This window comes from Chryseobacterium pennipullorum, from assembly GCF_003384725.1.
Taxonomy (GTDB): Bacteria; Bacteroidota; Bacteroidia; order Flavobacteriales; family Weeksellaceae; genus Chryseobacterium; species Chryseobacterium pennipullorum.
Map to the genome: position 1 here is coordinate 120,348 of NZ_QNVV01000007.1, position 13,119 is coordinate 133,466.

Here is a 13,119-nt window from a genome sequence, read left to right on the forward strand (position 1 = left end):
TTTTTTAACGGATTCAAGATCAATTTTTTTAACGCTCCTGATTCCTAGGTCGAGTAAAGAATACTTACAACTATTTTTCACAGTTCTTATTGGGTTGAAAGCTGATTAGAAAAAAACTCTGAAAAATATACTTAAACATCTGTAGAAAAATATTACTTTTTCTATTCATATTACTCAACTTTCTGTTAAGCCCCAAATTTTCGCGCCTGATCCATTAACACCAGCACAATCCAGGCATCACTGTTTTATCATGATTTTCACGGACAACACCTATATGGAAATCATCGAGCATTGATTGGACAAAAAAAGCCGTCTCACAACTTGTTAAGACGGCTTCTTATATGAAATTTACGTGCGTTTTTGCAGGTTTTTATCCAAACATTTCCTATTCTGTTTCTTTTAATTGCCTGCTATGTTTATTAAATATGAGTGTTGTCAAATTATAGTTTTACAAATTTCCATTTTTGAGCATTACCGGTATTAGCTGACCATATCTGAATTTTTGATCCATCAGTGGTAGCTCCTCCATTCACATCAAGGTTAGAAGTAGCCGCATGAGCAGGGCTTACATTATAATACCCGCTCCCTGCTGATGTTATTTTCCATTTCTGGGCATTGGTTCCGTTATCTGTATATATCTGCACCTGTGTTCCATTGGCAGTACCTGAATTGGACACATCCAGAGATTTTGTGGGACCATTCAGCGGTTGTAATTTATAGTATCCGCCCCCAACGTCGGTAACTTTCCACTTTTGAGCATTGCTGTTATTGGAGCTCCAAAGCTGCACTTTCGTCCCATCAGCTGTTCCTGAATTAGAAACATCCAATAGACTTGTGCCGTTAGTTGCAGAAACCAATTGATAAGTTGCTCCGGATATAATTCCTGTTGTAGGTGTTGTTGTTCCATCACCATATACAGTACTTTGCCCATACAATATATTGGTAGCATTCGAAAAATAGGATGCGATGTTGGTCGCTCCCAGATCATAATATAAAAAAACACCATACCCGTCATCCTTGGTTCTCTGTGCAAAATTTGTTAATGTAGAAGTACTTGTATACGTGCCTGTACCAGGACGTACATTAATTGCCGCCGCACCTTTGTGCGCATTATCCAGACCGGGTATATTAGGTGCGGAATAGGTACTGTAATAAGGATTCCACACAAAATCAACTTTGGAACCTACTGTGACCCCATTATAGGAAAGATTACTTGCAGAAGGACCATAATTATAAAGTGAAATGATCTTATTTGGGAGTAATTCTCTGAGTGCAGTCACCAGATAAACAAATGAAAACTGATTAGGCTGGCCGGTCCCATTAGCGCCATACTGGGCATATTCATCGTCAAAATCGATACCATCCAAACCATAGGTATTCACCGCATTGGCCAACTCCTGAGCAAAAGCCTGAGCAGCGGCCTGGTTGGGAAAGTTAGCAAACCCGGCTCCCTGATGATTTCCCAGGATAGATAACATAACTTTGATCCCTTTATCCTGTAAAGGCTTTATGTAAACATCTTTATTGGTCAATACATTTGTCACCTGATTATTAAAATGCAAATAGGCCTTCTGCGTTGAAGTATTATAATTGATGTTGGCTGCAAAAATAATAGCGACATCAAAAAGCGGTCTTCCATCAGCTAACGTATACTTCCCTACCTCTCTGATGTCATTGTTGTTTACTTCAACATACATTACAGAAAGAGGATTCTTCCCAAAAGCAGCTACCTTAGAGGCAAGATTACCTTTAGAAGGGACAGACTGATCTTGAATGGTTACCGCTTCATCTAAATTATCGGAATTACACGAAACAATAGTGAGCATACTAATACATAAGATAAGTAATGATATTAAGTTAATTTTTTTCATAATAGTTGTCATTTAATTGTTTTTCAAATATAGAATAACACACTCTACGCAATTAATAATAAATCATCAAAACCCTATACTATTTTATCAGATCATTAAAAAATAACAGCTTAAAATATATAATACCACTACAAAATAAGAATTCATTACGAATTAACTCAACCCGTTATACACTTATACAAGCCACCGGAGTGAGAAATCAAAGTAAAAGAGATCGCAATAAATACGACCTCCTTTAAATTTATTAAGATAAATTGATTTACATAAATAGGCCGGACCTAAAATAGATAAATAAAACAATCGAAATGACCATTACAATTGTTGAAACACTAAAAATCAGCAGCTTAAAAAGGTTTTTAAAATAAAAACATTTCAAAATGTATAAGACAAAAAACAATATAAACGAAATCGCAATTCCTATTAATGAAATTACAATTAGAGTTTGCATATAATGTTCTTCCGGTAATGGATCTCTAAAAACAATGAAGCAAAGAATACCAGACACAAGAGTACTTCCTGCGCTGACCTTCGCTGTAAAGTATTTTGATTTTTGTGATCGTTTTTTCTGGTGAATCTCATTATGGTTCAGGCTTTCATTTCCCGGCAGAGAGGAGCCTGAACTCAATAAATTCATTGCATCAGAAATTACTTCAAAAATACCAAGAAAATCCCAGGACATAGCGAACCCTACTAGTTTATGGTTTAGGATTTATCTTCTAATTTATGTACTTTCTTCGTTCCTTCATACATCTCATACTGAAGGAACCTTGTTTCCAGCTTTCCGTTGAAAAGCTTGATTTTTCTTGAAGGACGCAATCCTATTTTCTTCACAGCTTCCAGATCAGATGAAATCAACCATGCCAGCGTGTTCGGATAATTTGTTTTAAAAGTATCTCCAATCTTTTTGTAGAAATCATCGTCGTTGATAGAGATCCTTTCATCATACGGCGGATTAAAGACCATCAGTAAAGGGAAAAGCTCTTTTTTAGAATCAAAGAAATTTTCTTTTCTGACTTCAATGACGTCTTCCATTTCTGCAGCCTCAATGTTTACCCTTGCAGCGTTCAACATTCTTGCATCAATGTCATAGCCAACAATCTTTCCGTCAAATTGCTTGACTCTGTTGATTCTGAACTCTTTGATCGTTGTAAACAGATCCGCATCATAATTTTTCCAGTTCTGGAAAGCAAATCCTCTTCTGAAGATTTGTGCCGGAAGATCCAGGGCTATCATTGCCGCTTCGATCAGAAGAGTTCCCGAACCACACATCGGATCCAGGAAGTTTCCTTTTCCGTCCCAGCCTGCCAACTGAAGCATACCACTAGCCAAAACCTCATTAATAGGAGCCTGACCCTGCTCTTTTCTATAGCCTCTCTTAAACAAAGGATCTCCTGAAGAGTCCAGAGAAATCATCACCAGCTCCCTGTCAATATGAAGATGGAATTTAATGTCCGGATTTCTCGTTTCTACATTGGGTCTTCTCTTATACTTTTCCTGAAAATAATCCACAATAGCATCCTTCATCTTTAAAGTAACAAACTGTGAATGTTTAAATGTTTCAGAATTTACCGTGGCATCAATGGAAAAAGACTGCTCAACATCCATATACTCGTCCCATTCAAATTTGAACAGTCTATCATAAAACTGGTGCTGATTAAAAGCTTTGAACTGATGGATAGGGACAAGGATCTTTAATGCTGTCCTCGCCGAATAATTGATCTTATACAGAAAACCAAGATCCCCTTCGCAGTTTACCGCTCTGTTTTTGATCTCGACTTTCCTTCCCCCTAATTTTTTGATTTCTTCCGCCAGAATATGCTCCAGTCCGAAGAATGTTTTTATCTGTATTTCTATATTTTCTGTATTCATAAGTAAGATTTAAAAGTTTTAACGTTTTAGTAATTAAAAGATTAGCCATCCAATGCATCATTCAATTGAAGCTTTCAATCTTTTAATGTTGTAAAATACTTTGCTTTTAACCGCACAAATTTAGTTATTTTTGCATTATGGAATGGTTTGAATCTTGGTTTGATACCCCTTATTATCATTTACTTTATAGCAACAGAGACTATACAGAAGCTGAAAGCTTCATTACAAAGCTTACTGCGGACCTTCAGCTTCCGCCTCAGTCAAAAATCATAGATCTTGCCTGTGGAAAGGGAAGACATTCAGTTTTTCTCAACAAATTGGGATATGATGTGTTAGGATTGGATCTATCGAGAAAAAGTATCGAGTCTAATCAGCAGTTTGAAAATCAGACTCTGCTTTTTGAGGTTCATGACATGAGAAATCCGATTGACGCGGACCCTATGGATGCCGTATTTAATTTGTTCACAAGCTTCGGATATTTTGATAATGAGAACGATGATAAAAAAGTTTTTCAATCCGTATACAACATCCTGAAACCGGGTGGTTATTTTGTATTGGATTATCTCAATGAGGAATTTGTCAGAAAAACATTGGTGCCTGAGACCACAATTACCCGCGGTGGTATTGATTTTAAGATCTTCAAAAAAATCGAAGGAAGACATGTGATCAAAGATATCCGTTTTGAAGCCGATGGTAAGCCTTTTCATTTTTATGAAAAAGTAAAACTTCATACCTTGGAAGCCATCCATACCTACGCTTCAGACTGTGGTTTTGAAAGAATGAAAATATGGGGTGATTATCAGCTGAATGAATTTGACAAGGAAACCTCCCCTCGTTGTATCAATTTATTTAAGAAAAAATAATGATAACAGTACTTTTACTGATTTTAAGTGTGATCACAGGGGTATTTCTGGGAAAGCACTTTGGTAAAAAAGAAAAACTGGCTAAAAATCTGCTGATCCTCAGTGCCGGATTTCTGATTACCATCTGTCTGAATGAGGTTTTCCCGCAGGTGTACACTTCAGCGGAAAGCAATAGCCTTGGGATATTTGTAATTGCCGGTGTACTTCTGCAGATGATTCTGGAGGCTCTTACCAAAGGATTTGAGCATGGTCATTTTCATCACCATAGTGAGCATAATATTCTTCCCGTAGCACTCATGGTGGGATTGTTTATTCATGCTTTTATCGAAGGGATTCCCCTGGCTAATGAAAAACATGAACTTTCTCCCTATCTGCTGGGAATTGTATTCCACAATCTTCCCATTTCCTTTATTCTGGGGGCTTTCCTCTTCAACAGAAAAGGAGAATCTAAAAGTTCATCGTATCCTTCTTTACTCATTGTAGCTCTTTTTGCTCTTGCTTCACCAATGGGTATGTTATTGGGGAATTATTTCAACCCAGATCTTCAGCCTTATTTCCTTGCGATTGTTGGAGGAATATTCCTTCACATCTCCTCCGTTATTATTTTTGAAAGCAATAAAAATCATAATATAGATTGGTTAAAAATAGGGCTTGTTGTCCTGGGAGTTTCCTTGGCATTACTCATGCATCTCTTCCATCAGCATCCTGCCCATACTCACTAAAAGAAAAAAGCTCCGGAAAACGGAGCTTTTTATATATATCATACCATCGCGAAGACTAGAACTTCCATCCGACAGTAATAAAGAAATTGTTGATACTGTTTTTCACATTGCTCACAGCATAGGCATCATTTTCAAAGATGGAATTAGACTGTGTTGAATAATAAGCCGAATCAAAGTAATCTCCAATCATTCCTCTCATATAAGGATTGCTGTATTTGGAACTTACATTCTGATAAGAAGCATCGATAAAGAATGATTTGAAATCATATCCTACACCGAATGAAACAAGGTTTCTATCGCTAAGGATCAGGTTGTTGTAGGATTGGTTTCCTACACTCGCCCCGTCATCAAACCGGGTAATTGTAAGAGCGTCCAATGGATTAGAAAGATAAGAATATCCTCCTCTTACTCTAAACTGCTGTACTCTGTATTCCGCTCCCACTCTTACCTCAGACTGATTCTTATAATTTTCTTTGAAGAAATCATTCAGTTCTCTTTCCAGGGTAGTATTTACTTTATAATCAGGCTTGGTAAGTCCAAGGGTATAATCTACGTTTAATGAGAAGTTTTTATTGGCTACAAAAGCAGCACTTACGGTTGCTTTAAGAGGAGAATTAAATTTCCTAGACTCTATGCCTGTTCCATTTCCGTAATCAGGGTCGTTATAGAAGCTGTAATCCCTGTCTATGTTCCAGAAAGTAGGCGTTTCAATCGACGCACCCACTCTGAAGTTCGGACTCAGCTTACCGATTACCCCTAATGAAGCAGAAAATCCGGATGATCTTTCATAATAAGGAGAATCCTGCTTATCAAAAAAATCAATGTAATTATTGTTCAGCATTTGGAATGCCAGTCTGTCCCCTTGGTTGATGGAAGAATTGAAAAAATTCAATCCGGCACCAATATATACACTATGGTTGTAGTTGGCCCCCACCCCAAAACTCATTTTAGAAAGGTTTCCATATCTTGAATAACCGTGTCCCGCAAGTGAAGCCTGCCCATCCGGCAATCCGGCAATAAGGTTGGCGTTACCGGGAGATTCTACCACATTGTCTAAAGACTGGTTGGAAAAGTTCACCCCGATGTTGATAAACTTCCACGCACTCTCAGTCATCAAAGGAAACGCAATGATACCACCGGCATTTCCCAGGTCACCTCCCGTTTGCGTGTTTGTGATCGTTGCACCAGCTCTCGAGCTGCTGTTTTTATTACCTGTAATCGATAAAGTCCCTGAAACCTCTCCCGAAATAGCTACTCCTAAACCCGCAGGGTTGGTAAGCAGAGAGTTGGCGTCACCACCTAATGCACCGTTGGCACCAGCCATGGCATTAAACTTAGCTGAACCCACAATAGGATTACCTGAGTAAACTTCTGCTGTATTTCTGATGACAGAAATATCCTGAGCCTGTGCAAAAAATGCAGCAGAAATTCCCATTAATACTAAAGATTTTTTTAACATTATTTATTTAATAGTTTATAGAATTGATATTATCTGAAGCCACCGGATCTCGTACCTCCGCCACCTGACGAACCGCCTCTGAAGCCACCGCCGCCGGAATTGAAACCACCACCGGATCTGAAGCCGCCGCTTGAGCTGTTTGATCTGAATCCGCCGGAATCATTGGATCTGAAACCGCCACTATTACTATTTCTTGGCTGCTGGTATTCATAATTCGGTCTGGACTGTGGAACTGAGTTTCTGAAACCTCCGGAATTTCCCTGTTGTCTGAAACCTCCTGAGTTCCCCTGTCTGAAACCACCTGAATTTCCTTGTCTGAACCCACCGGAGTTTCCTTGTCTGAAACCGCCAGAGTTACCTTCTCTGAAACCGCCACTATTGCTGTTTCTAAATCCTGATCCGGAATTGGCTGTATTCGCTGTATTTGTTCTGTAGATGGCACTACCTATCCCTGGGCTTCCAACAAATCCTCTTCCTCCATTGGTACTTCTTCTGTTGTAGACAACCGGTCTGTTATAATAACCGCCACCCCAGTATGGATAGCCGTAACCGCCACCCCAGAACGGATCATAATATCCTCCCCAATAAGGAGAATAACCGCCCCAGTAAGGGTTACCCCATCCAAAAGAGCCGCCCCAGCCACGGTTCCAACCCCAATATGGGTTATAGCCGCCCCAGCCCCAGGGAGATCCCCAACCCCACGAGTTATCGTAATAGTTGGTCTGGGATCCTGCATACAAGCCCCAATCGGAGTCTGTTGCGTTGGAACTCCAGTCGGTATTCGTACCACTCCATTCGTTATATCTGTTTTGCTGTTCTCTTGAATTCGCCTGTGCATTCTGAATCACATTGGAATCCTGGTAGTAGTCGTAATATTCTCCTACTCTGTTTCCGCCACCATTGATGATAACTCCTTCGGGCAGCGTATCCTTGTTGGGGTCATAATACACCCCGTCTGTCTCGCTATACCCTCCCATCTGAGCACCACAAGACATCAACAACAATCCGCCTGATATTGCCAGAATCCCTTTGGATTTCAGCAGACCAAGCAAATTTTTATGTATATTTCTTTTCATGATAACGTAAAAATTTTTAATTTAAATTATATTTGCAATCTGTACCAAAAATGTACCAAATTACTGGTTAAAAAATCTATCAAAAATAGATTTTTATTTTTAGATTACAATAATGTCCAAAAGTTAAAAAAATTTTAAAAGAATAATGGCAAAATTAACCTCAAGAAGCGAAGATTACAGCAAATGGTATAATGAGCTGGTTGTAAAAGCTGATTTAGCTGAAAACTCAGGCGTACGCGGATGTATGGTCATCAAACCATACGGCTATGCAATCTGGGAAAAAATGCGTGATGAAATGGATAAAAGATTCAAGGAAACAGGTCACGTGAATGCATACTTCCCGCTTTTTGTGCCCAAGAGCTTATTTGAGGCTGAGGAAAAGAATGCAGAAGGTTTTGCAAAAGAATGTGCTGTAGTTACCCATTACAGGCTAAAAGCCGATCCAAATAACCCTTCAAAACTGATTGTAGATCCGGATGCAAAACTGGAGGAAGAGCTTATTGTTCGACCTACCTCAGAAGCAATTATCTGGAATACTTATAAAAACTGGATCCAGTCTTACAGAGACTTACCAATATTAATCAACCAGTGGGCCAATGTGGTTCGTTGGGAGATGAGAACACGTTTGTTCTTGAGAACAGCAGAATTTCTGTGGCAGGAAGGTCACACTGCTCACGCTACCAAGGATGAAGCCGTAGAAGAAGCGGAAAAAATGAATAAAGTATATGCTGATTTCGCAGAAAAATTCATGGCTATTCCTGTGGTTCAGGGTGTAAAAACGCCATCTGAACGATTCGCAGGAGCTGACGAAACTTACTGTATTGAAGCATTGATGCAGGACGGAAAAGCACTTCAGGCAGGAACCTCTCACTTCCTTGGACAGAATTTTGCAAAAGCATTTGATGTAAAATTCACCAACAAGGAAGGAAAAATAGAGCATGCGTGGGCGACATCATGGGGAACTTCAACCCGTTTGATGGGAGCTTTAATTATGACGCATTCAGATGATTTCGGATTGGTATTACCTCCTACCCTTGCTCCGATCCAGGTTGTGATTGTACCGATCTTTAAAGGTGAGGAACAATTGGAGCAGATCAGCAAAGTAGCTTTAGATATCCAGGCTAAATTGAGAGCAAAAGGAATTTCTGTGAAATTTGATAACGATACTCAGAATAAGCCAGGATGGAAGTTTGCTGAATACGAACTGAAGGGAGTGCCGGTAAGAATCGCGATGGGGCCAAGAGATCTGGAAAACAAATCTGTTGAGATCGCCAGAAGAGATAATCTTACCAAAGAGGTTCGTTCTATTGACGGCCTGGATTCCTATATTGAGGATTTATTGAAAACCATTCAGCAGGATATTTATAATAAAGCATTTGAATTCAGAAAAAATAATATCACGAAAGTGGATACTTATGAAGAGTTCAAGAAAGTCCTTGAAGAAAAGGGAGGATTTATTTACGCTCATTGGGATGGAACTGCAGAAGAAGAGGAACAGATCAAGGATGAAACAAAGGCAACCATCCGATGTATTCCTTTGGATGACGACATCGAGGAAGGAGTTTCTCTGATATCTGGAAAACCTTCTCAGAGACGTGTATTATTCGCAAAAGCGTATTAATAATTTTAGCAATTTTAGGTAAAATCACTATTTTTTAAAGAAATATTCAAAAAAAAGTGGCATTCGGACTGATTTTTGTTTAAATTTATCACAACATTAATCCAAAAAATTTATTATTATGTCTTTAAATGTCATTGATTTAATTAAAGGACAATTAGGTCCCGCTTTGGTTTCACAGGCTGCATCACAGTTTGGAGAAAGTGAATCCGGTATTTCTAAAGCAATTGGTGGTTTATTACCTGCTGTAGTAGGTGGATTAGCCAATAACGCAGATAACCCTGGTGTCTTGGATGCCATTACAAAAGCCTCATCTAGTGGAATTTTAGGAAATTTATTAGGCGGATCGTCTGAAAGTCCTGTTATTTCAACATTATTAACTTCAATTTTTGGAGATAAAGTAGGAGGCCTGGTTAATTCCATTGCCAGTTTTTCAGGAATCAGCAACAATTCTGCAGGTTCATTGCTAAACCTGGTTACCGGGGCTACCGTAGGTACTGTTGGAAAATATGCTGCTGACAATAATCTAGGTGCTTCAGGCATTTCCAGTTTATTGAATGATCAGAAAGGCATTGTATCCACTTTATTACCTGCAGGACTTTCCTTAGCCTCTCTGAATATAGGGGACTGGGCAAAAGGATATAAGTTTGACAATGATAATGATGCGATAAATACGCCTTCCAGCGAAGGTCCAAAAGTAGAAGTTACAAGAAGTACAACCCCTGTAGGCACAAATCCTGACAGAAACAATAATGAAGGCGGAGGATCAATCTGGAAATGGTTGCTTCCGCTTTTACTGTTAATTGCCGCCGGATATTTCTTATGGAAGCAATGTGAGAAAAAGCAGACAACAACGACGACGACTGCTACAACTGACTCGACAGGAACGTCTGTAGATACTTCATCTACCACCACCACAACACCAGCTGCTACTGCGACACCAGTAACTAAAACTGATGAAGACATAGACCTTAACGGGGTTATGCTGAAAGGGTACAAAGGTGGAATGGAAGATCAGATGATTACCTTCCTGAAATCAGACGGCTATAAAAATGCAGCTGATGATTCGGCATTGAAAGATAAATGGTACGATTTTGATCATGTAAATTTCAAAATGGGAAAATCCAATGAGCTTGAAGCAGGTTCACAGGGACAGTTGGATAACCTGGTAGCTATCCTGAAAGCTTTCCCGGATGCTAAAATCAAAATCGGAGGATATACTGATAAAACAGGAAATGAAGCTTCTAATGTAAAATTGTCTCAGGCAAGAGCTGATTATATCAAAGCAGCTTTAGCAAAGGCAGGAGTTGGAGCACAGGTGCTTGGAGCTGAAGGATACGGAAGCAAATTTGCTACTGTAGATGCCCAAGCTTCTGACGCAGAAAGATCTGTTGACAGAAAAATGTCGATCAGATTCGCAAAGTAAGTCTTTAGAATCAATAAAAATAGAATCCCGGAAAGTAATTTTCCGGGATTTTTTGCACCCTTATTTTTGTGTTTACATTTATTTAATTAAATTTGTTAGTCATTTCTAACATTTATGAATTTCAATATAAAAGACGCCTGGCGACGAGATAAAACTTTACATTCATTACCTGAGGTTTATTCATCCATAAAAGTTCCTAAAAAAGCTTCATTCTGGAGGAAATATCTTGCATTTGCAGGACCTGGACTCATGGTGGCTGTGGGATATATGGATCCCGGGAACTGGGCAACAGATATTGCCGGGGGTGCCCAGTTTGGGTATACCCTGCTTTCTGTTATTCTTATTTCCAATATTTTTGCGATGATCCTCCAGCATCTGTCTGTGAAGCTTGGGGTGGTAGCAGAAAGGGATCTGGCTCAGGCTTGTAGAGACCACTTCAGCCCTACAACCAACTTTATTCTCTGGGTGTTCTGTGAAATCGCTATTGCTGCCTGTGACCTGGCCGAGGTAATTGGCTCTGCTATTGCCCTGAACCTGCTTTTCCATATTCCGCTGACCTGGGGAATCGTTATCACCACAGTGGACGTTCTGATTATTCTTTTGCTTCAGGCAAAAGGATTCCGATGGATTGAAAGTATCGTCGGCGGGCTTATTTTCATTATTCTCGCATGCTTTGTCTACGAAATTGTTATTTCTAAACCGGCTTTCAATGAGATATTAGGAGGCCTGGTCCCACAAAAAGAAATTATTCAAAATCCTGCGATGCTTTATATTGCTATTGGTATTCTGGGAGCAACCGTAATGCCGCACAACCTTTATCTTCACAGCAGTATCGTGCAGACCAGGGATTATACCCGTGACAGGGAAGGAAAAAAGGAAGCCATAAAGTTTGCTACCTTAGACAGTACGGTTTCACTGATGCTGGCCTTCTTCATCAATGCGGCCATCCTTATTCTTGCTGCAGCCACATTTCATACCACAGGAAATGAGCATGTTGCAGACATCCACGATGCTTATAAGATGCTGACTCCTATTTTAGGAGCTTCAATGGCCAGTATTGCCTTTGCTATAGCTTTATTGGCTTCGGGACAAAATTCTACACTTACGGGAACTCTTGCCGGACAAATCGTCATGGAAGGCTTTCTCAACATCAGATTAAAGCCGTGGCTGCGAAGACTTATTACCAGACTTATTGCTGTAATTCCGGCCTTGATCGTGGCTATTCTTTACGGAGAACAGGGAACAACCGATTTATTGGTTTTGAGCCAGGTTATCCTTTCTATGCAGTTGAGTTTTGCCGTTGTTCCCCTGGTTATGTTTACCAATGACAAAGCTAAAATGGGAGAATTTGTCAATAAGCCCTTTCTGAAGCTTTGTGTGTGGATCATTTCGGTTGTTATCATTGTATTAAACCTGTATCTTCTCTATCAGACATTTGCTGGAGCATAACGGAAGAGTTCGGGAGTGAAATTTCCCGTTTTAAATTCTTAAAAATTAGAAACATTTTGCATTCGGATTGTTCACTTTTCACTTGTAATTGTAAGCTGCTCTTCACTTTTTCTGCCTTAATGTCCTGATTTTTTTCTTTGGCAGGTTCTTTGTCAAAACATTCTGTAAATAAATATTGAATTATGGAAAATCAGGATATTAACGAAGAAAGCATCAATAATCAGGAAGAAAACAACGTTCAGAACGAAGCGACAGCACAGGAAAATGTGACAGCTACTCCTACTGCAGAGGAACTTTTGGCAGAAGAAAAAGACCGTTACATCAGATTATATGCTGAATTCGAAAACTATAAAAAAAGAACATCTAAAGAGAAAATGGAATTCTTCCAATATGCCAATCAGGATATGATGGTTTCCATGCTTGGGGTTTTAGATGATTTTGAAAGAGCATTAAAAGAAATTGCTAAAAACGGTAACCCTTCCGACTTACAGGGAGTGGAACTGATCTATCAGAAATTCAAAAATAAACTTACCGAAAAAGGCTTACAAACTATGGAAGTAAAAGCTGGTGACAGCTTCAATGTAGACTTTCATGAAGCCATCACCCAAATTCCAGCTTCATCAGCAGATCTGAAAGGGAAAATCGTAGATGTTATTGAAACTGGTTATACCTTAAATGATAAGGTAATCCGTTTTGCAAAAGTAGTAACAGGAAACTAAAATTCATAAATGATAAATGATGAGTGATAACTGATGAACATTCACTT

10 protein-coding genes are annotated in these 13,119 nt (G+C 39.2%); 6 read left to right on the forward strand and 4 right to left on the reverse strand.

From position 1 onward, the window contains the following. Positions 1 to 440 precede the first annotated feature (440 nt). The gene (locus tag DRF67_RS09795; protein ID WP_165851773.1) at positions 441 to 1,871 is read right to left on the reverse strand and encodes an endo-beta-N-acetylglucosaminidase H; all 1,431 of its coding nucleotides are present in this window, start codon (positions 1,869 to 1,871) and stop codon (positions 441 to 443) included. Positions 1,872 to 2,573: 702 nt separating this feature from the next. Further along, positions 2,574 to 3,740, reverse strand: a complete 1,167-nt coding sequence (locus DRF67_RS09805; protein WP_115928124.1) for a THUMP domain-containing class I SAM-dependent RNA methyltransferase — start codon at positions 3,738 to 3,740, stop codon at positions 2,574 to 2,576. Positions 3,741 to 3,877: 137 nt separating this feature from the next. Between DRF67_RS09805 and DRF67_RS09810 the strand changes: the two genes are divergently transcribed. Together DRF67_RS09810 and DRF67_RS09815 are read left to right on the forward strand one after the other, a co-directional pair. Next, a complete protein-coding gene (locus DRF67_RS09810) occupies positions 3,878 to 4,603 on the forward strand; it encodes a class I SAM-dependent DNA methyltransferase (RefSeq protein ID WP_115928125.1) in 726 nt (241 codons plus the stop codon). Positions 4,604 to 4,605: 2 nt separating this feature from the next. Next, a complete protein-coding gene (locus DRF67_RS09815) occupies positions 4,606 to 5,325 on the forward strand; it encodes a ZIP family metal transporter (RefSeq protein ID WP_115928202.1) in 720 nt (239 codons plus the stop codon). 55 nt (positions 5,326 to 5,380) lie between these two features. Here DRF67_RS09815 and DRF67_RS09820 read toward each other — a convergent pair whose 3' ends face one another. Then, a complete protein-coding gene (locus DRF67_RS09820) occupies positions 5,381 to 6,784 on the reverse strand; it encodes an OmpP1/FadL family transporter (RefSeq protein ID WP_115928126.1) in 1,404 nt (467 codons plus the stop codon). A 29-nt stretch (positions 6,785 to 6,813) separates the two neighbouring features. Next, positions 6,814 to 7,860, reverse strand: a complete 1,047-nt coding sequence (locus tag DRF67_RS21980) for a prolyl-tRNA synthetase (protein WP_115928127.1) — start codon at positions 7,858 to 7,860, stop codon at positions 6,814 to 6,816. 145 nt (positions 7,861 to 8,005) lie between these two features. Between DRF67_RS21980 and proS the strand changes: the two genes are divergently transcribed. From proS to DRF67_RS09845, 4 genes are all read left to right on the forward strand, one after another. Next, entirely contained in the window at positions 8,006 to 9,481 is a 1,476-nt protein-coding gene (gene proS, locus DRF67_RS09830; RefSeq protein WP_115928128.1) for a proline--tRNA ligase, read from the forward strand. A 118-nt stretch (positions 9,482 to 9,599) separates the two neighbouring features. Beyond that, positions 9,600 to 10,904: an OmpA family protein gene (locus tag DRF67_RS09835; RefSeq protein WP_115928129.1), complete on the forward strand. Its 1,305-nt coding sequence runs from the start codon at positions 9,600 to 9,602 to the stop codon at positions 10,902 to 10,904. Positions 10,905 to 11,018: 114 nt separating this feature from the next. Continuing rightward, positions 11,019 to 12,353: an Nramp family divalent metal transporter gene (locus tag DRF67_RS09840; RefSeq protein ID WP_115928130.1), complete on the forward strand. Its 1,335-nt coding sequence runs from the start codon at positions 11,019 to 11,021 to the stop codon at positions 12,351 to 12,353. Between the two features lie 182 nt (positions 12,354 to 12,535). After that, a complete protein-coding gene (locus DRF67_RS09845; protein ID WP_115928131.1) occupies positions 12,536 to 13,072 on the forward strand; it encodes a nucleotide exchange factor GrpE in 537 nt (178 codons plus the stop codon). The last annotated feature ends 47 nt before the right edge of the window (positions 13,073 to 13,119 follow it).

Coding starts and splice junctions, on each gene's coding strand:
- DRF67_RS09795 (WP_165851773.1), bottom strand. CDS start 1,871: ATGAAAAAAATTAACTTAATATCATTACTTATCTTATGTATTAGTATG.
- DRF67_RS09805 (WP_115928124.1), bottom strand. CDS start 3,740: ATGAATACAGAAAATATAGAAATACAGATAAAAACATTCTTCGGACTG.
- DRF67_RS09810 (WP_115928125.1), top strand. CDS start 3,878: ATGGAATGGTTTGAATCTTGGTTTGATACCCCTTATTATCATTTACTT.
- DRF67_RS09820 (WP_115928126.1), bottom strand. CDS start 6,784: ATGTTAAAAAAATCTTTAGTATTAATGGGAATTTCTGCTGCATTTTTT.
- DRF67_RS21980 (WP_115928127.1), bottom strand. CDS start 7,860: ATGAAAAGAAATATACATAAAAATTTGCTTGGTCTGCTGAAATCCAAA.
- proS (WP_115928128.1), top strand. CDS start 8,006: ATGGCAAAATTAACCTCAAGAAGCGAAGATTACAGCAAATGGTATAAT.
- DRF67_RS09835 (WP_115928129.1), top strand. CDS start 9,600: ATGTCTTTAAATGTCATTGATTTAATTAAAGGACAATTAGGTCCCGCT.
- DRF67_RS09840 (WP_115928130.1), top strand. CDS start 11,019: ATGAATTTCAATATAAAAGACGCCTGGCGACGAGATAAAACTTTACAT.
- DRF67_RS09845 (WP_115928131.1), top strand. CDS start 12,536: ATGGAAAATCAGGATATTAACGAAGAAAGCATCAATAATCAGGAAGAA.